This window comes from Paenibacillus sp. Y951, from assembly GCF_056786395.1.
On sequence record NZ_JBXCIY010000003.1, the window covers coordinates 356719 to 375384 of the forward strand.

An 18666-nucleotide genomic window follows, 5' to 3' on the forward strand; every position below is an offset into this window, starting at 1 on the left:
GTTCACACGGAAAATGTAACCGCGTGTTTCGAGGAGGGGTGGACATGAAGTTCTATACCATTAAATTACCTAAATTTTTGGGTGGTTTTGTAAAAGCAGTGCTTAATACATTCCAAAAAAGCTAAAACATAATGCTGGCTGACGCAATCATAAACTTCGTGATAACGTACAACATTACAACAAAAAAAGCACCTGAAGATTCAGGTGCTTTTGTCTATGGTAAATTACACACGAGTAATTTTACCATTCTTCAACGCGCGAGCGCTGATGTATACACGTTTTGGTTTACCATCCACTAGGATACGAACCTTTTGAACGTTAACTCCCCAAGTACGACGAGTTGTGTTGTTCGCGTGAGATTTGTTGTTACCACTTCCAGGCGCTTTGCCAGTTACGAAACATTTGCGGGACATAAGTACACCTCCTTCACCAAATATCAAGTGTTCTTGCTTTAACAGCTCATTGCCTCTACAGCTATGTAAAGACTATGCTTCTTGAATAATTAATCATGCATATTACTTCTAATATAAACAGACCTAAATATCGTAACACAAAGTCGGTCTCTGTTCAACCTAATTCTAATTAAAATGTTGCAAATTTTCACTACGCACTTCAATAAAATTGATGTTTATAGTACAATGGAAATTAGTCCATAATATATGGCGAGGAGTGAAAATTTATGCCGATACAATTAGATAATGATTATGGTCAGATTAATGTATCTGATAGTTGTATTGCAACAATTGCTGGTTCTGCCGCTATGGAATGTTATGGACTCGTAGGAATGGCTTCACGAAATGGACTTAAGGATGGACTCGCAGTTCTTCTCGGTCGAGATAATTGGACTAAGGGTGTTGAAATAAGACAGGATCAACAAGGTGTATATATTGATTTGTATATTATTGTGAGTTATGGAACGAAAATATCCGAAGTAGCAAGTAATATTCGGTCAAAAGTGACTTATGTGTTGAATGATGTAATCGGACTTGCAGTTAACCAAGTTAATATTTTTGTACAAGATGTAAGGGTATCTACCTAGCAGGAAGGGGAATTTCATTGGGTAAGCGAGCTATTAACGGTTCCGATTTTGCTGGAATGGCATTATTAGGAGCTGACTTACTAAAGCGTAATGCTGAACAAGTTAATGCACTTAACGTGTTTCCAGTGCCAGATGGCGATACTGGAACAAATATGAATCTAACAATGACTTCAGGAATAACTGAATTGAAAAACAAACAATCTGCTCATCTGGGAAAAACAGCAGAAGCATTATCTAAAGGGTTATTGATGGGGGCGCGAGGTAACTCAGGAGTTATTCTCTCTCAACTATTTAGAGGATTCTCTAAGTCATTAGCTCATGCTGAAGAAGCTACAGCTATCGATATTGCTGTTGCACTGCAACATGGTGTGGATATGGCATATAAGGCTGTGGTGAAGCCAGTAGAGGGAACGATACTTACTGTAGCAAAAGAAGCAGCACGTCATGCCGTGCAATTTGCTCGTCGCAATACTGAAGTACTTGAATTATTGAAAGAAGTACATCAAAGAGCTTATGAAGCATTGCAAAAAACACCTGACCTTTTGCCAATATTGAAGCAAGTTGGCGTTGTAGACTCTGGTGGTCAAGGTCTAGTCTATATTTATGAAGGTTTTGTGCAATCATTATCCGGCAATTCAGAAATAGTAGATCACTTCATATCTGAAGCTGCACCAGCAGATGTATATGTTCCAGAACTTGTACGTCACACGGATCTGCTCTCCGCTCAAGCAAAACTAGAGACTTTAGATATTGAATTCTTCTATGACATGGAATTTTTCATCAAACGTAATATATCGGGAGCGTCCGTAGCTTTTTTTGATGAATCCGCTTACAAGAAAGCATTATCTAAAGACGGGGATTCAATTCTAGTAATTACAGATGATGACCTTATTAAAGTTCATGTTCATTCTCGTAAACCAGGCGATGTATTCAATTTGTCTGTTCCATATGGTGAGCTTACAGATATGCATATTCTTAATATGCGTGAACAGCATCGTGAATTGCTTGAAGAAGAGGTTCACCAATCAACTGTGAATTTATCTGCTGCAGAGCTGTTGGCAGGACAGGCTATTGATAATCGTCCAACGGAGCAAGCGTTCGAGCGTGCACCGTACGGTATGATTACAGTAGCGCTTGGTGATGGTGTTGCGGAATTGTTCAGCAGTAGTGATGTCGATATCGTATTATCTGGTGGACAGACGATGAATCCAAGTACAGAAGATTTTGTGAAAGCAATTGAAGCATTATCTGCTAATCATATTTTCATCTTCCCGAATAATAGCAATATTATATTAGCTGCTGAGCAGGCGGTGGAATTAACAGAGCGCTCGGTTACTGTAATACCAACGAAAACAATTCCACAGGGGATTGCAGCGGTACTTGCTTTCAAAGAAGATGAAACAGCAGAACGCAACAAAGAATGGATGATTTCTGCAGCCAGTACGGTCGTATCAGGTCAGATTACGAAAGCTGTTCGTGATACAAGTATTGACGGTATAGAAATTACTGAAGGACATTATATCGGTATTAAGGAAAAAGCAATTGTTACTTCTGAGGCGGAACTGCTAGATGCATGTAAAGCACTACTGGCAAGTATGCTTGAAGAAGAAGGGGACATTGTTACCATTCTTACTGGTGAAGGCTCCACGGATGATATTTCAGCTTCGCTTAGCGAGTGGATTGGCGAGCATTACAGCGATCTAGAAATTGAATTGCAGTATGGTGGTCAGCCGCTATATCCATATATTTTTGCAGTCGAGTAAGATCAATAAAGCGATAAGGAAAGGGGAATATCGTTAGATGGGAAATATTCGAATTGTTACGGATAGTACTGCGGACATTCCAGCAGATGTACGTGAGAAATACGGAATTACGATGGTTTCACTTAAAGTATTGTTCGGTGAGGAAACCTATCGAGATGCTATTGATATGACAACGGATGATTTCTATGCGCGTCTGAAATCATCATCAGTAATGCCGACAACATCTCAGCCATCACCTGCTGAATTCAGTGATGTGTATGAGCGTCTACTAGCAGAGGACCCTACCGGTCCAATTATCTCCATTCATCTTGCTTCGGTTCTAAGTGGAACGTATCAATCGGCTACGATTGCCCGCTCTATGATTGAAGATGAAACTGCGAATATTACAGTTATTGATTCCAAGTCAGCATCCTATGGTAATGGCATGCAAGTTATTCTTGCGGCAAAAATGGCGGAAGCAGGTGCTTCTGTTGAAGAAATCATAGCGGCTATTGAAGAAAGACAGAAAAGTGCAGAAATCTTTTTCTTAGTGGATACACTTGAATATTTACAAAAAGGCGGACGTATAGGCAGAGCAGCTGCACTTATCGGTTCTTTGCTTAATATTAAGCCGATTCTGTCGCTAGATGAAGTAGGCGCAGTATACTCTGCTGATAAAGCAAGAGGTAGTAAAAAAGCTATGTCCAAAATTGTCGAGCTATTGAAAGAAGCTTATGGTGATGCTGAGATTGGTCTTGTTGTCGCTAAGACAGATGATGTAATGATCGCACAAGAGCTTGAAACACGTGTTACTGCTGAACTTAATGTTAAGGAAATCCATTATACAGCTGTTGGTACCGTTATCGGTACTCATACTGGTCCTGGTACTTCCGCTGTATTCTTATATAAGGTGTGAGCTTGGGATGATCAAACTTGATCAAATTCCAGTTAAACAGTTGAAAGGCGTGAGTGCTCTTAAGGAACAGGAGCTTCACGCCTTTGGCTTATATACTGTGAATGATATTATATTATATTTTCCGTTTCGATATGAAGATTATCGTGTGCGTGACTTAACTGAAATAAAAAGCGGGGAAAAAGCTACTGTTATTGGAACGGTACGTGGCGTTCCTGTGCTGCAACGTTATGGTAAGTCCAAATCTCGTCTAACGTGTAAAATACAAGTTGGTATTCAGTTAATTACTGCAACGTGGTTCAATCGTCAATTTCTACGTGAAGGATTAATTCCCGATCGAGAAATTATGTTAACTGGTAAGTGGGAACAATCCCGTATGCAATTGACCGTGTCAGAATCAGAGTTTGTTGATGCGGTGAAGCCATCTGCCAAGATGGATACATTGCAGCCTGTTTATTCGGTAGGTGGAAAGATTACGCAACCGTGGATTCGCAAATTAATTACAGCAACACTTGAACAATATAGCAGTATGGTAGAAGAAGTTTTACCGTATGCACTCGTTCAAAAATATAATTTGATGAATCGAACAGAAGCTATTACGCACATCCATCATCCTGGAGATTTTGCTGCGGGACAAGAAGCACGACGACGGATGGTGTATGAGGAATTATTTTTATTCCAGCTTCGATTGCAGGCATATCGTGCACTTTCTCATCGCAGACAAGCAGGCATCGCTATGCCGATTGAAAGTCAATGGATTCGCGAATTTGCCATGACGTTACCTTTCGAGCTAACGGATGGTCAGAAGAAAGCAATTAATGAGATTTCCGTAGATATGCGTCGTAACTATGGGATGAACCGTTTACTGCAAGGTGACGTTGGTTCAGGGAAAACGGTAGTCGCTGCGATCGCACTTTATAGCGCAGTGAAAGCAGGTTACCAAGGTGCATTAATGGTTCCTACGGAAATATTAGCAGAACAACATCTGAAGAGCTTGACGCGTCTATTTGAGCATACGAACATTCAAGTAGGGCTGTTAACTGGAAGCTTAGGTGAGCGTAAGCGACGTGATATGCTGGCCTCCTTGCAGATGGGGCTTATTGATGTTGTTGTTGGTACTCACGCACTTATTCAAGAGGATGTTTTCTTCAGAAAATTAGGTCTTGTTATCGTCGATGAGCAGCATCGCTTTGGTGTTAATCAGCGCAGTATATTACGTCAGAAGGGCATTCATCCGGATGTACTTACAATGACAGCGACTCCGATTCCGCGGACGCTTGCGATTACTGCATTTGGTGATATGGATGTATCGACGATTCGTGAGCGCCCACAAGGGCGTAAGCCGATCGATACATTTTGGGTTAAACATAGTGCATTAGATCGCGCACATGGCTTTATTCGTAAGCAGGTAGCGCTTGGGCGTCAAGCCTATGTTATATGCCCGCTAATTGAAGAGTCAGAGAAGCTCGAAGTACAGAATGTCATTGACGTTCATATTACGATGCAACAGGCATTTCCTGATCTACAAGTCGGATTGCTGCATGGCCGGATGAGTGCAGTTGAGAAAGAAGCATCGATGAGTGCTTTTGCCAGGAATGAGTCACAAGTGTTAGTTGCAACAACCGTTGTTGAAGTAGGCGTCGATGTGCCTAATGCAACGATTATTATGATTATGGATGCTGAGCGTTTTGGATTATCGCAATTGCATCAGCTACGTGGTCGAGTAGGGCGTGGCGAGCATCAATCGTATTGTATATTACTTGCTGATCCTAAGTCAGACGTCGGTCGAGAACGAATGAAGGTTATGACCGATACGAATGATGGTTTCGAAGTGGCGCGTCGAGATCTTGAGCTGCGCGGTCCAGGAGACTTCTTCGGGACGAAGCAAAGCGGTCTACCAGAGTTTAAGCTTGCCGATATGGTTGCTGACTATGAATTACTTGAGCAAGCGAGGGAAGATGCCTCTGATCTTGTTGCTCAGGATAGTTTTTGGCATGATTCGGCGTATGCTCGAGTAATAGAATGGCTGCGGAATGATCCTTTATTTCAAGGAGAACAAATAGATTAGGCAATTATTGGTGATTGCCTGCATATAGTTAATTCATTAGAGGTAGTTGCCTATACGGAGGTGTCTGGTTAATGAGTTATCAAAAGTTCGGTATTAGTCCACAGTTAGTAGAAAGAGTGAAATTCAAGTCGAAAAATCCAGCGACAAAGGAACGTCTGCGCAAATTACTTGGTGATGCTACCAAATACGATTTGCAGGATCGAGTAAAGGTACGTAAGCTTACCAAATCAGCAGCAACTATTTTGCAGGAAAAACTAACCGAAACACAGGGAGAACAAATTGTTAATTTCGTATTAGCGCAAAAAATCGATCCGAACAATACACTTCATTTGCTAAAGTTGTGGAGTATGTTCCGCTAAACTAGTGTTAAGTATGCACGAAAATCACTAATTAAATAACTTTGCTGAAACGGGCGAGAAAATGGAGAACCCTTTTGCAGAACATCATACCACTATCGGTATGCGTTGTTGATGCAAAGGAAGTAGATCGACAGCGTATGCTAGTGCAAGAGCAAATGAAACTTGCAACAGGTTAATAAATAAAACTTGTCAAATTTGTGAAATGCGTTAGTATGAAAATAATCGAATTTAATAGTGCGGTAGAGATAATGAGAACCCTGCGCAAAGAACACTTTCAGAAATGAAAGTGTTCTTTGCGCAGGGTTTTTAATATTTTCATGGACATTATTTAGAATATCCTAACGCATGATTAGCATGGTGCTTTACAAAATAATCATATAAATCGTGATTGTTATTTACAAAAATGCATTATAGTTAGACAGGTATTACCATTATTACAATATAATAATTATTTTGGGGGGATTTAAGTGAAGAAGATTATTGTATTATTAGCTATGTTTGCATTAATTATTTCAGCATGTAGTAAAGGGGAGTCTAACAATCCTGGATCAAGCCAGAAGCCTGATGGAAGCAGTGACAAAGCAGTTGAGTTAGAGTTTTATTTCCCAGTTGCTGTAGGGGGGCCTATTACTACAATTATTGATAATTTGGCGAAAGACTTTGAAAAAGAAAATGAAAATATTATAATAAAGCCGATTTATGGTGGAAGTTATCAAGATACTGTAACGAAGGTCATGACTGCCGTACAAGGTAATAATGCACCAGACATTGCTGTACTTCTATCAACGGATCTCTATTCACTTCTTTCTATGGATGCACTTGAAGATCTGACACCGAGATTTACTCCAGAATATTTCAATGGCTTCTATGATGCTTTCATGGGTAATACCAAATCAGGTGATACGGTATGGAGTATTCCATTCCAACGCAGCACGATCGTACTTTATTACAACAAAGATGCATTTAAGGAGGCTGGTCTAGACCCAGAAAATGCACCTACGAATTGGACTGAAATGAGAGAATATGCCAAAGCATTAACGACTAAGGATACAGGAGGTAACGTATCGCAATGGGGTATTGAAATACCAAGCACAGGTTACCAATACTGGATGCTGCAAGCATTGGCTCTACAAGGTGGAGACAACATTATGTCTACGGATGGAAAACAAGTGTTTTTCAATCAACCACATGTTGAAGAAGGCTTGCAAATGTATATGGACTTAGGGCAAACAGATAAAGTTATGCCTGAAGGCATCATTGAGTGGGCGACTGTCCCATCTGATTTTATTAGCGGAAAAACAGCAATGATGTATCATACAACAGGTAATCTAACGAAGGTGAAAAACGAAGCAGCATTTGATTTTGGTGTAGCTTTCTTGCCTGCTAACAAGCAATACGGTTCACCAACTGGCGGCGGAAATTTATATGTGTTCAAAGATATTCCGGAAGAAAACAAGCAGGCAGCAGCGAAGTTCATTGAGTTCTTAACGCAGCCTGAGCGTGTTGCACAATGGTCGATGGAGACTGGCTATGTTGGAACGACTAAGGCAGCTTATGAAACAGATGTTTTGAAAGCATATGTAGAAGAGTTCCCTCAGGCGAAAATTGCCAGAGATCAACTGGAATATGCGCAGAGTGAATTGTCTACTTACCAGAATGGTCAAGTTACGAAGTTATTCAATGATAATATTCAGGCTGCATTACAAGGTGATATGACTGCTAAGGAAGCATTGGAGAAATCACAAACACAGGCTGATGAAATTCTTAAAGCTTTTAAGTAGACTCAGTAAATCAGTCTATAACTTCATATTGATATATTAATTGGCTAGAGCCCATGAGAAGCCACGATTGTATATTAAACTCTATGTATTAGTTGTGGGTTTAATATGCAACGTGGTTTTTTCGTGTGAGAATTGTAGAAATGGGGTATTGCATTGACAAACCGCAGCTTAAGTTTAAGAAGAAAAATCAACTGGAAAGAAAATATTTTTGCTTATGCGCTACTTTTTCCTTCACTTATATTTCTTGTTATGTTTACATTTTATCCGATTATTAAATCTATTTATTCAAGCTTTCTAAGCTCTTCATTCAAGAATGCAACCTTTGTAGGATTCGATCAATATAAGCATGTGTTTCAGGATGAAGTATTTTACAAAGTACTTACTAACAATATGTTACTCGCGATTGGTACAGTTCCCGTAAGTATTTTCTTTGCTATTTATTTTGCAATATGGGTGAATAACAAGACAAAAGGTATAGGATTGCTGAGAGCGGCATTTTTCTACCCTACATTAATCCCAATGATTGCGATTGCTAATATTTGGTTGTTCATTTACACACCTGATTTTGGATTACTTGATAAGTTTCTAAGCGTTTTCGGAATCAATGGTGCCAATTGGTTAGGTAGCTCAACATGGGTTATGTTCTCCATGATCGTTATGTTGATCTGGAAGGAAGCTGGTTTCTTTATGCTCTTCTACTTAGCGGGATTACAGAACCTGCCAGGGGAAGTTTATGAAGCAGCCAAAATGGAGGGCGCGCGTCCTTTCCGCATATTCCGTACGATTACATTCCCATTACTAATGCCTACAACGTTGTTCGTCATGGTTATTGCAACTACGAATGCATTTAAGATGGTAGATCATCTCTATATTATGACGAAGGGCGGTCCAAATAATGCGAGTAATCTGCTATTATTCCATATTTATGAAACGGCATTTAGCTTCTGGGATATGGGGAGAGCCTCAGTGCTAACCGTTATTCTACTCGTCATTTTACTTTCAATATCGATCTTTAATTACGCATATTTAGATAAGCGGATCCATTACTAGGAGGGGGGAGTTTTCACGTTATGAATAATATTATAAACAGAGTTATTATTTGGATTATCGGGCTTATCTTTCTCGTCCCACTCGTATGGACAGTCGTTACATCATTAACACCTTCGGTTGAGGTCATAACGAGAGCAAATCCATTTTCAATTAAAAATCCAACTTTTTTCAACTATATATCCGCGTGGGATACGATTCCCTTTATGAGATATTACTTTAATACGATTATTATTGTCGTTGGGATTTTAGCTGTACAATTATTTACAGTTACGTTAGCGGCTTACGCTTTCGCTAGATTGAATTTTATTGGGCAAGGTTTCATCTTCATCTTGTTCTTAGTACAAATTATGATTCCACCAGATATTCTTATTTTCCCGAACTACGCCATTATGAAGGAATTAGGATTAATAGATTCAAAGCTAGCGATTATGCTGCCTTATTGGGCTTCTGCATTCGGGGTGTTTTTACTGCGACAAACGTTCAAGCAAATACCGGTTGAGCTTGATGATGCAACTAAAGTGGACGGATGTAGATGGTATCAAACGCTATGGTATGTTTATTTACCTTCAGCTAGACCGACCTTTGTTGCTTTTGGCTTGATTTCCGTCAGTGCCCACTGGAGTAACTTCATGTGGCCGCTCGTTGTTACCAACTCGGTCGAATCTCGTCCGTTAACGGTAGGGATCGCGATATTTGCTCAATCCTTCGAAACAGGTGCACAGTGGGGAACTGTAACGGCAGCGACCGTGCTTGTTATTACACCGCTACTGGCAGCGTTTTTCCTTTTCCAAAGACAGTTCGTAGAAAGCTTCATGCATTCAGGCATAAAGTAGGAGGTGCTTATGAAGGAAATTATTTTAATGGGAACAGCATGTGCAGCATCTGGAATCGATCGAGACAATACGTATCTCCTACTTCGAGAATTTGAGTCATGTACATTAATTGATGTTGGTGGAAATCCATTAGGCAAGCTTAAAAACTTAGCAATTCCGACGAATCATATTAAGCGCTTATTATTTACTCATTTTCATAATGATCATATTTACGGACTACCTTCCTTATTGTGGGGAATGTGGATTGATGGGCGAACAGAGCCATTCGATATTTATTGTGTCGAGGAAAGACGAGAATGGCTAGAAAATTGGCTAAACTTAATGGAGCTGAATGAGTGGCCATGTTTATTCGAAATTCGCATCCATTCGTTTAACTGGAAGGAGCCATCACTAATTTGGAGCAACAATGATTGCTCGCTTTCAATATTTCCTGCCAGCCATGGTAATGTTCCTACTGTAGGTGTGGAGGCTATATATCATAATAAAGTCGTTATTTATTCGGCAGATACTATTTTGAATCCCGCGATCACTCGATATGAGAAGATTGATCTGCTTATACATGAAGCAACAACGGCACGTAACGCAATGCCTACTCATAGCAGCTTAGAGGATATTGTGGAATTTTACAATATGGATGCGATAGAGAAGCTAGTACTCGTACATCTAATGGATGATGAGCCATATGATGAAGTATTGGATCAGTTGCCTGCAGGTACATTGGCAAAAATTACGATGGGTCAGGATTTGTTATCGATTAGCTTAGAGTAAATGAGCAGGGATCAGAAAGGGGAATGATAGGGTGCAGTGTTTCTAACGAACAAGACGATTGAATCTCGGGAAAACTATGTTGATAAGCTGGCTAAGCTAGGTATTCATGTAATCCGACAAGAAAGTGATGAAAATAATACCTGCAATTGCTCGTGAATGGCAAATGCTATTGGATTGTCAATCTGAGGTAGAGAGCTCCAGACTTTACGCTGCGTTATCTCAACATCATTCGGATAGTGTTCGCTGTTGGGCTGCCTACATCATTGGTCAAAATCAACGATTAAGTTTACATGATAAATTAGTAAGTATTCGCCCGTTTGCTGCCGATTCGCATTTTGGTGTCCGTGAGATTGCTTGGATGGCATTAAGGGAGGATACAATCAACAATGTAATAGAATCGATTCAATATTTGCGTGATTGGGTAGTTGATGAAGATGTAAATATCCGGAGATTCGCTATTGAATTGACATGTCCACAAGGTGTGTGGGCCAAGCATATTACTGTTTTGAAAGAAAATCCTTCCATTGCGCTGCCGCTTATCCAATCGGTTATGTCAGATCCTACAAAATATGTTCAAGATTCAGTAAGTAATTGGCTGAATGACGCTTAGCAAAGTAATTTGACTGAGAAAGGAAAAATTAGAATCTCACATGTTCCACCAATTCCTTAACGGCAGAGATGCCGTTTTTTTGTTACACACTTGGAGTGCTAAATTTTATTGACATATATCGACCATCTATACTATATTATGTATAGATGGTCGATATAACCGTTAAGGATGTGAACTTTTTAAATGAAGATTGATAAAAGTCTGATAAGTGGCAGTACAACAATGCTAATACTCAAATTACTTAATAGTAGTGATATGTATGGATACCAAATGATTGATGAATTAGAACGACGTTCAGAAAATGTATTTACTCTTAAAGCAGGCACACTATACCCCCTACTACATAACTTGGAAAATCAAGGTATGGTAGAATGCTATGAACAAGTATCCGAAAGTGAAAGGGCACGCAAGTACTATCGAATTACGAAGCGCGGTAAGAAACTTTTTGAAGAGAAAAAATCTGAATGGCTCACTTACACAACTACTGTAAATCAAGTGCTAGGAGGATCAAACTATGCACTCGACTAATCAGCATGTTCAACATTTTATACAAGGGGTTTGTAAAGAGGTTCGCTTCAAAAGCATCCATGAACATATAACAAGGGAGCTTTTGGATCATATTGAAGATCAGAAAAATAAGTACATAGATCAAGGGATTGATGAAGAAACTGCAAATTTGAAGGCAGTGGAACAAATGGGTGATCCGGCTATTGTTGGTAAACAGTTAGACAAGACTCATAGGCCAAGAACGGAATGGTCAATCCTTTCCAGTGCTGCGATTTTAGTGGTGCTAGGTGCTGTTTTCCAATACATTCTTACAGGAGTAAACACAAACAGTATAAATATGTTTTCAGGTTTTCTTCAATACGCACCAATCGGCATAGTAGCCTTTGCGATTATGTACTTTCTTGATTATACATGGCTAGGACGTTATTCCAAGCTCGCATATTTTGTGGTTTTTGCTATTGCGGTAGCAGGATTCTTAACTTCATATACGATTAATGGTACATACCAACATGTCTACTATACAACATTAATCTGTATTCCTTTATTTGCTGGAATTATATATGGATTTAGAAACAAGAGGTATCTGGGTATTGTTATTTCAGGTTTGTTTTATGCAGGAGCAGCATTGATATGCATAGCCGCTCCTTCTTTTACTGCTCTAGCATTACTTACGATCTCATGTCTAATTATTTTAACAGTTGCGATTGCAAAGGATTTTTTTGGCGGGAATAAGAAGTTAAGCTATGCACTCGTATATGTACCAACCTTCTTAGTATCTATACTAGTGGTCTTTATTGCAAGTCGCAGATCTCCCTATTTCGTTAAAAGAATTGTAGAGATCTTTAATCCAGCACAAGATCCATCAGGGTTTGGATACCAAACGGTATTGATCCGAAAACTAGTTTCCGCAGCTAAGCCTATTGGTACAGCTGCACTTGAAAACAAGTCAGAGATCATGAGTATTGATCGCATTTTGCCAATCTGGTCAACAGATTTATCGTTAACCTACATTATTGCAAGATTTGGCTATATTCCTGGAATGGCAGTAGTTGCTATTCTACTTATTCTTATTATTAGAATGTTTGTATCGGTGTTTAAACAAAAAAACACGTATGGATTTCTTGTTTCTTTTGCGGCTTGCCTTGCAATTACTGGACAAATTGTGTTATATGTTCTTTCTAATATTGGTGTCATTGCACCAATGACCGTAATTCTTCCATTTTTTTCTTTTGGTGGGTTTGGATTTTTAGTCAATATGGTACTGCTTGGAATACTGCTTTCGGTCTATCGTCGAACAGACGTTGTACATGATAGGCTGCCAAGTCATCTTTAAGATACGATTAGTAAATGACGTTCGGATTACTTCTCGGATCGAGACTGATAATAACAAAACGACTTTAATTTCAATGTTTTGGAATTAAAATTTGGTCATACCCCTGTCAAGTAGACAGTTATAAGAAGCAAAACTACCAGCGCGCATCGATATTCAATCGGTGTGTGCTGGTAGCCTAGGATGTATATTGGAAGCTTTAATCCGCTTGAATGGACAGATCCTTCATATACGGCAATACCTTCTTATAATTGACGATGTAAGCTGCCTTTCATAAGGTTGTGATCATACGCGGATACTCGAAATTAGGGTGTTAAAGCTGGATCTATATATTCTGTAGGTTTACAGGTCCTTTAGTGATTTCAGTAAGCTTGGAATTGACGGAAAAGATTTTTGCATTGATATCTGTTATACCAAAACCAGCTAATCTGCTAGTGGTCACTCACCTTTGTTTATTTAGTAGTAGAAAAATACAATTCCCCTAAAATTTCGTTCACTTGATAACGATCTGTTGAAAGCTCTTGTTCAATAAAAGATTTAACATTTGCTTGTTCAACATCATACATTACTTCAATTTCTTTGGAGAAAAGAAGTTGTTCTTTTTCAAGCAAGCTAGAAAGGGAAGGGATTGGTTTGGGTTGTAATTCATCGAGATTTAGAACTTTTTTCAATCCGTCTACATAGTATTCCAACGAACGGGCGCCAACAATTTTTACACCTTTGTTTTCTTCATTAGTCATAATAATAGTCGGAAAACCACTTACACCCAAGCTTCTAACTAGATCAAAATCTTCATGCAGCAATTGTAGACCGACGGGTTGTTCAGCTTCATTAACAATAGCTTCTCCATCAAGGCCGAGTTTATTTACGATTTCAATCATAACGGATTTATCTGAAATATTTTGATTAAATGCGAAAAGTGCTTCTCTTGAGCGGCGTAAATATTCGGATGCTGCTACTTCAGTATGATTTTTTTGAATCACCTTAAATACACGAGAGGGAGGGTAGGATGATTGAACTGGATTATCAATCATTAAAGTCCCGTCAATTGGCATTCTCGAATATTCTCCAACTTCTCTCCAGTGAACAGCAACATCGGCTGGTTTATTAATTCCATTGGCAGGATCGATTGGTCCGTCATGCCATTTTTCCAGCAAACCACCCATAACCGTATGAAAGTTAAAATAACCTCCATACTGCTCTACAAAACGTCGAAGCTCAGGTTCAAGTGCCCAGCAATGTGAACAAATAGGGTCGGTCACATAATAAAGATTAACCATTTTTGGGGGTTGATTAAAATCAATAACCTCCATATCCTCCTCTCCAGCTACTCCGCATACACCTGTTTTTAGATCACAAACCATATTATTATTGTTCGTCATTATATTTTCCTCATTTCTAATGAAATATTGTAACAAAACATTTTATAATTACTTTACTTTTCAAAGGCGAAATACGAATGATTTGCCTGTAATTGAATTTTAGATCATAATAAAAATCATTAACACCAATAAATCTGTGGATTTGTCGTTTATACAACACATTTAAGAATTTGTTTGAAAAGTAGGAGGTTAACAAAATGACCGAATCAAAGACGGACCCCCGAGTTCTTCGTACCCGCAAACTAATTATGGATTCTTTCATTGAACTTTCAGGGAAAAAGGAATTTAAGGATATTACTATAAAAGATATAACTACAGAAGCGATGATTAATCGTGCAACTTTTTATTATCATTTTGAAGATATATACGACTTATTGGAAAAAGTGTTATCAGAAGTATTGTTAGTTAATTTGAATTATGATTTTCACCAAAATAACGAGCTAAATGAAGAAGTCTTCGTTAGTATTTTCAAAGCTATAACAGATTTTCAAAAGTCACTATCCAATCGTTGCCATAGAGGTTACGAAGATACTATTGCCCGCATTATTAGAGAACAGCTCGAAGTTATTTTTCATAAAATGTTGTTAAAACAAAATAAAACTGAAGAGGATGAAGCTCTGAAAATTACAGCTGTCCTACTAAGCTGGGGAATCTATGGGGCTTCTGTAGAATGGAGAAGAGACAGTCAGAAGATGCTGCCGGAACAATTTATCCAATTAGCAATCCCTTACATACGGACTGGGATTGATAGAACCTAAGTGGATTTCTATTCGCTGAAGTAAGCAGCAGGCGAAATCCTTCAGAAGTTCGTCAAATATCAAGTGAAGCTCGCTATTATTGGGGATTTCACGGCGTATCCAAGTCGAAGTCTTCATGATTTCATCTTTGAATGTAATTTCCAAGAAGTCCAAGCTAAGTTTGCGCTTGGACTTCTTGGAGTATCAAGGGGCAGCAACGCCTTCTTCTTAGTAGCATAGCATGTTATTCGTGAATATATGATGTGTTGTGTCACAAAAAACCTCCTATTCTCGTCATATATGCAAAACGAAATAGGAGTGGTTGCAATGAAAGAGTTGACATGCATAGTCATCGGTGGAGGATATGCTGGTATTAATGCCGTTAAAGCGATTCGAAATACATTTAAGGACAAAGCAAACAAGCGTCCTCTTCGACTTATTCTAATTGATAAGAATCCGTATCACTTTCGTAAAGTATTGCTCTTCAAGCCCGCAGTCACGAATGAAGATATTAGGGTCTCTCTGACGGATTTGTTTCCTGAAGGTGTTGAATTCGTTCAAGCTACCGTAAAGAACATTGAATCAGAGGAGAAGAAGTTGAACTACCAGGATGTTAAAGGAAATTGGAAATCGATGCACTATGACATGATTGTTGTGGCGATAGGCAGCGTCGTGCAGCAACCTGACCTTGCTCAAGGAGGGATTGCATTGGCGAGCTTGGATACCTCACTTAAAATCAAGGAATCGTGGCGTGCGAACTTAAAGAAAGCTGTTATCGAAACAAATGCTAGAGAGCGTCAGCGGTTGATGACCATTGCCGTTGGTGGTGCAGGAATAAGCGGAATTGAGACATCTGCCGAACTGGCTCATTACGTACGTGAAGATGCACAGAAGTTAGGACTTGACCAGAGTAGTGTAAGGATAAATTTATTTAACACAAACAAGAGTCTCTTCCCGGATGGTCCGCCTAAAGTAGGACTGAAATTAGAGCATTCTCTTCGTACTAGCGGTGTAACTGTTAAACATGAGGTCAAAATACTACAGGAGAAAGAGGGAGTACTTACCTTGTCTAGCGGTGAGACGATGTCCGTCGGCTTATGTGTCTGGACGCTGGGACTGTTACCCAACCCTAATCTGCGAAACATTGGACTGCCGATTACCTCGGATGGACATCTGATCGTCGATACAAGCTACAGGGTACAGGGTACTCATGGTGTGTACAGTATCGGAGACTGCGCACGGATCGTAGATCCAGCCAGCGGACAGGCTGACGGAAAGACGTGTAAGGAAGCCATTGCTCAAGCTACAAGGCTTGCTAAGATCGTGTTGGCCGATCTTGAAGGTCGTCCGGCACCCGAGCATAAGGGATTTATTGACTTCTTCTGCTTTGGCATGGGACCGAAGAAAGGAATGGCATGGACACATTTATGGGGAATAGATTTTATTTTTACAGGTAAACTCGGATGGATTCTAAGAAAATTCACTTGGAATTCAGCAAGTCTATTATAATAGGAGAAAGATGATTAATGTATAAGAAAGGAAGTGGTGCGATGCAAGAATTATATGAGCAGTATAAAGGCTTGCTGTTTACGCTTGCCTATCAACTGACTGGATCGTCCACGGATGCGGAGGATATTGTACATGACGTATTTCTGAAGATATGTGACGTAGATCTTGAGCTTCTGGTTGAGCCAAAAGCATATTTGTGCAAAATGACAACGAATCGCTGTTTGGATTTCCTCAAATCCGCACGTAAAAAGCGGGAACGGTATTTCGGAGAATGGCTTCCCGAACCGATTTTCACTTCGAATGATGAATCCTTTGAATTCGTTGTACGTAAAGAGTTGTTGTTTTATTCGATGCTTGTGCTGCTTGAAAGATTATCTCCTTTGGAACGAGCGGTTTTTGTGCTTAGGGAGGCACTTGGTTTTGAATATAGCGCTATTGCAGAGATCATTGGCAAAAGCGAAGTCAATTGCCGTAAGGTTCTAAGCCGTGCAAAGGGAAAAATAGGAATTACTACCGAAGAGCAGATTCATGTTGAAGCAGCAAGCGAGGAATGGGTCCGTCAATTCATTACAGCTCTCGAACAAGACAATGTAAATACAGTTGTATCGATGCTCGCAGAAGATGTTGTGCTAGTTTCCGATGGAGGAGGCAAAGCAGTCGCGGCTGTCCATCCTATTAAATCGCGTGACCTCGTCACCCGCTTCCTTCTCGGTCTCGTTCGTAAGACTCTACATGAAGAAGGAAGCATACAAGTCGAAATAAGAGAAATAAATGGCCAAACAGGGGTTGTTGTCCGAACAAACGTGGGTATTGAGACCGTTGTGCTTATGCATGTCGAGAGGAGTTCGATTCGCAACCTGTACTTTGTTAGGAACCCGGAAAAACTGAAGCATTTATTGAATCATCATTAAGGCAGGGCTAGAGAGATATCAGGCCGTAACATGAAGTGAATGCTGCCGCTTTGTCAATATGTGGACTTGCGACAGTTGTCAGAGCGTCCGCTGGATCGAAAATCATTAGCGGAAGCGGATTTTAAGAAAGTCAACGAAAAATACAGCGAAGTCTTTACCGAATTGAAACCGAGAGGAGCGCTCCAAACATGTCGAGGAGGTAGTATCAATATATTGTATCGACAAATAATGGGAAGCTCCTAAATTATCGAGGGGGAAGAAGGTGTGTTCTTAAGTGTGAAAAATGCTAATGAACGGAAATATTAAATATTGATGAAGAAATGGAAAAAGTTTCACCTCTCAACTCAAAGGAGGATTCCATCATCTCCACCACTCGTCCTCATTTCTCCCCCTAAAATCCATTGGATTTGCAACTGACTCAACCGTTCGAACATTGGCTTTCAAACCACCTTAACACTAGTACATCTGCCCGTATATCCAGTAGAACCAGTCAAAATTAGCATAGCCTGCGTCTTTAAGACTAGGTAAAGCAGAGCAATAATCTCCAAGCGTAAAAGAAAAAGGTTGATGAATATATTATCTTCGAAAACACACATGAACCAATAATTGATAAGGATGATTTCAAACGAGTATAGGAGTTACTGTATTCAAGAAAAAGTATCAAATCCAATCAACAAACGCATCTCTTTACTAATATTGTGTTTTGTCCAGGGTGTGGGCGAGGGTTATGGTATAGATGTAGTGGCGAACGATATGTATGTGGTGGAATATCTCGATACGGCATAAAAGGTTGTCCTGCTCCTTCAAGCATTAAGGAACAAGAACTATTATAGATGCTATAAGAAGAGTTCAATACTTTTATATATGAGGCGTGCCCAGAGGCACGCATTATCTAGTTGGTGAAAGTCCAACCGAAGGAGGGACCAAGCCACCTTCGTAGCTGGGATACCTGCGTATGGCGAAATCTGTGCGTAGAAGCGTATCGACGAAAGTACCTGTCAGAGGGCGAGCAACATGCCAGGCCGTAACATAAAGTGAATCCTGCCGCGTCGTCAAAAAGGCCTCGCAAGAGGGACAAGAGGAAGCTGAGTCTCGCTCATATAGACGAAGGCCAAGGAAGCTGAATA

20 protein-coding genes and 2 pseudogenes are annotated in these 18666 nt (G+C 39.8%); 19 read left to right on the top strand and 3 right to left on the bottom strand.

Annotated features, from left to right (window positions below; genetic code table 11):
- Positions 1-44 precede the first annotated feature (44 nt).
- A complete protein-coding gene (gene spoVM, locus AC1TPB_RS06665) occupies positions 45-125 on the top strand; it encodes a stage V sporulation protein SpoVM (RefSeq protein WP_258200341.1) in 81 nt (26 codons plus the stop codon).
- Between the two features lie 99 nt (positions 126-224).
- Here the strand turns inward: spoVM and rpmB are convergent, their stop codons facing one another.
- Positions 225-413 carry a 50S ribosomal protein L28 gene (gene rpmB / locus AC1TPB_RS06670; protein WP_482061154.1) on the bottom strand — a complete coding sequence of 63 codons (189 nt, stop codon included), beginning with the start codon at positions 411-413 and terminating at the stop codon, positions 225-227.
- 266 nt (positions 414-679) lie between these two features.
- Here rpmB and AC1TPB_RS06675 point away from each other — a divergent pair, with 266 nt between their 5' ends.
- The 12 genes from AC1TPB_RS06675 (at position 680) to AC1TPB_RS06730 (ending at position 13003) form a co-directional block, all read left to right on the top strand.
- Complete coding sequence (locus AC1TPB_RS06675) at positions 680-1039, top strand: Asp23/Gls24 family envelope stress response protein (protein WP_482075771.1); 360 nt, start codon at positions 680-682, stop codon at positions 1037-1039.
- Between the two features lie 17 nt (positions 1040-1056).
- Positions 1057-2802, top strand: coding sequence for a DAK2 domain-containing protein (locus AC1TPB_RS06680; RefSeq protein ID WP_482075772.1), 1746 nt, complete (start codon positions 1057-1059; stop codon positions 2800-2802).
- 37 nt (positions 2803-2839) lie between these two features.
- A complete protein-coding gene (locus AC1TPB_RS06685; RefSeq protein ID WP_482075773.1) occupies positions 2840-3697 on the top strand; it encodes a DegV family protein in 858 nt (285 codons plus the stop codon).
- 7 nt (positions 3698-3704) lie between these two features.
- A complete protein-coding gene (gene recG, locus AC1TPB_RS06690) occupies positions 3705-5762 on the top strand; it encodes an ATP-dependent DNA helicase RecG (RefSeq protein WP_482075774.1) in 2058 nt (685 codons plus the stop codon).
- A gap of 71 nt (positions 5763-5833) precedes the next feature.
- A complete protein-coding gene (locus tag AC1TPB_RS06695; protein WP_482075775.1) occupies positions 5834-6121 on the top strand; it encodes a stage VI sporulation protein F in 288 nt (95 codons plus the stop codon).
- A gap of 494 nt (positions 6122-6615) precedes the next feature.
- Positions 6616-7902 carry an ABC transporter substrate-binding protein gene (locus AC1TPB_RS06700; protein ID WP_482075797.1) on the top strand — a complete coding sequence of 429 codons (1287 nt, stop codon included), beginning with the start codon at positions 6616-6618 and terminating at the stop codon, positions 7900-7902.
- Positions 7903-8055: 153 nt separating this feature from the next.
- Positions 8056-8952 carry a carbohydrate ABC transporter permease gene (locus AC1TPB_RS06705; RefSeq protein ID WP_482061149.1) on the top strand — a complete coding sequence of 299 codons (897 nt, stop codon included), beginning with the start codon at positions 8056-8058 and terminating at the stop codon, positions 8950-8952.
- A 20-nt stretch (positions 8953-8972) separates the two neighbouring features.
- Positions 8973-9785, top strand: a complete 813-nt coding sequence (locus AC1TPB_RS06710; RefSeq protein ID WP_482075776.1) for a carbohydrate ABC transporter permease — start codon at positions 8973-8975, stop codon at positions 9783-9785.
- A 9-nt stretch (positions 9786-9794) separates the two neighbouring features.
- Positions 9795-10553, top strand: a complete 759-nt coding sequence (locus AC1TPB_RS06715; RefSeq protein WP_482075777.1) for an MBL fold metallo-hydrolase — start codon at positions 9795-9797, stop codon at positions 10551-10553.
- A gap of 127 nt (positions 10554-10680) precedes the next feature.
- Entirely contained in the window at positions 10681-11163 is a 483-nt protein-coding gene (locus AC1TPB_RS06720) for a hypothetical protein (protein WP_482075778.1), read from the top strand.
- A 183-nt stretch (positions 11164-11346) separates the two neighbouring features.
- The gene (locus AC1TPB_RS06725) at positions 11347-11691 is read left to right on the top strand and encodes a PadR family transcriptional regulator (protein ID WP_482075779.1); all 345 of its coding nucleotides are present in this window, start codon (positions 11347-11349) and stop codon (positions 11689-11691) included.
- Entirely contained in the window at positions 11678-13003 is a 1326-nt protein-coding gene (locus AC1TPB_RS06730; protein ID WP_482075780.1) for an FtsW/RodA/SpoVE family cell cycle protein, read from the top strand. The genes AC1TPB_RS06725 and AC1TPB_RS06730 overlap by 14 nt, the downstream gene beginning before the upstream one ends.
- 322 nt (positions 13004-13325) lie before the next feature.
- Here AC1TPB_RS06730 and AC1TPB_RS06735 read toward each other — a convergent pair whose 3' ends face one another.
- Complete coding sequence (locus AC1TPB_RS06735) at positions 13326-13442, bottom strand: YdhR family protein (RefSeq protein ID WP_482075781.1); 117 nt, start codon at positions 13440-13442, stop codon at positions 13326-13328.
- A gap of 10 nt (positions 13443-13452) precedes the next feature.
- Positions 13453-14382: a DsbA family protein gene (locus AC1TPB_RS06740; RefSeq protein WP_482075782.1), complete on the bottom strand. Its 930-nt coding sequence runs from the start codon at positions 14380-14382 to the stop codon at positions 13453-13455.
- Between the two features lie 197 nt (positions 14383-14579).
- On the opposite strand from AC1TPB_RS06740, the gene AC1TPB_RS06745 reads away from it, so the two are divergent.
- From AC1TPB_RS06745 to AC1TPB_RS06770, 6 genes and pseudogenes are all read left to right on the top strand, one after another.
- Positions 14580-15140, top strand: coding sequence for a TetR/AcrR family transcriptional regulator (locus AC1TPB_RS06745; protein ID WP_482075783.1), 561 nt, complete (start codon positions 14580-14582; stop codon positions 15138-15140).
- Positions 15141-15167: 27 nt separating this feature from the next.
- Positions 15168-15278 (top strand): annotated as a pseudogene (locus AC1TPB_RS06750) (DUF4180 domain-containing protein); the annotation flags it as partial.
- Between the two features lie 168 nt (positions 15279-15446).
- Positions 15447-16628: an NAD(P)/FAD-dependent oxidoreductase gene (locus AC1TPB_RS06755; protein WP_482075784.1), complete on the top strand. Its 1182-nt coding sequence runs from the start codon at positions 15447-15449 to the stop codon at positions 16626-16628.
- A gap of 41 nt (positions 16629-16669) precedes the next feature.
- A complete protein-coding gene (gene sigJ / locus AC1TPB_RS06760; RefSeq protein WP_482075798.1) occupies positions 16670-17539 on the top strand; it encodes an RNA polymerase sigma factor SigJ in 870 nt (289 codons plus the stop codon).
- 566 nt (positions 17540-18105) lie between these two features.
- Positions 18106-18174: pseudogene (locus AC1TPB_RS06765) on the top strand (hypothetical protein); the annotation flags it as partial.
- A 60-nt stretch (positions 18175-18234) separates the two neighbouring features.
- Positions 18235-18372, top strand: coding sequence for a recombinase zinc beta ribbon domain-containing protein (locus tag AC1TPB_RS06770; protein WP_482075799.1), 138 nt, complete (start codon positions 18235-18237; stop codon positions 18370-18372).
- Positions 18373-18666 lie beyond the last annotated feature (294 nt).

Coding starts and splice junctions, on each gene's coding strand:
- spoVM (WP_258200341.1), top strand. CDS start 45: ATGAAGTTCTATACCATTAAATTACCTAAATTTTTGGGTGGTTTTGTA.
- rpmB (WP_482061154.1), bottom strand. CDS start 413: ATGTCCCGCAAATGTTTCGTAACTGGCAAAGCGCCTGGAAGTGGTAAC.
- AC1TPB_RS06675 (WP_482075771.1), top strand. CDS start 680: ATGCCGATACAATTAGATAATGATTATGGTCAGATTAATGTATCTGAT.
- AC1TPB_RS06685 (WP_482075773.1), top strand. CDS start 2,840: ATGGGAAATATTCGAATTGTTACGGATAGTACTGCGGACATTCCAGCA.
- recG (WP_482075774.1), top strand. CDS start 3,705: ATGATCAAACTTGATCAAATTCCAGTTAAACAGTTGAAAGGCGTGAGT.
- AC1TPB_RS06695 (WP_482075775.1), top strand. CDS start 5,834: ATGAGTTATCAAAAGTTCGGTATTAGTCCACAGTTAGTAGAAAGAGTG.
- AC1TPB_RS06700 (WP_482075797.1), top strand. CDS start 6,616: ATGTTTGCATTAATTATTTCAGCATGTAGTAAAGGGGAGTCTAACAAT.
- AC1TPB_RS06710 (WP_482075776.1), top strand. CDS start 8,973: ATGAATAATATTATAAACAGAGTTATTATTTGGATTATCGGGCTTATC.
- AC1TPB_RS06715 (WP_482075777.1), top strand. CDS start 9,795: ATGAAGGAAATTATTTTAATGGGAACAGCATGTGCAGCATCTGGAATC.
- AC1TPB_RS06720 (WP_482075778.1), top strand. CDS start 10,681: ATGAAAATAATACCTGCAATTGCTCGTGAATGGCAAATGCTATTGGAT.
- AC1TPB_RS06725 (WP_482075779.1), top strand. CDS start 11,347: ATGAAGATTGATAAAAGTCTGATAAGTGGCAGTACAACAATGCTAATA.
- AC1TPB_RS06730 (WP_482075780.1), top strand. CDS start 11,678: ATGCACTCGACTAATCAGCATGTTCAACATTTTATACAAGGGGTTTGT.
- AC1TPB_RS06740 (WP_482075782.1), bottom strand. CDS start 14,382: ATGACGAACAATAATAATATGGTTTGTGATCTAAAAACAGGTGTATGC.
- AC1TPB_RS06745 (WP_482075783.1), top strand. CDS start 14,580: ATGACCGAATCAAAGACGGACCCCCGAGTTCTTCGTACCCGCAAACTA.
- AC1TPB_RS06755 (WP_482075784.1), top strand. CDS start 15,447: ATGAAAGAGTTGACATGCATAGTCATCGGTGGAGGATATGCTGGTATT.
- sigJ (WP_482075798.1), top strand. CDS start 16,670: ATGCAAGAATTATATGAGCAGTATAAAGGCTTGCTGTTTACGCTTGCC.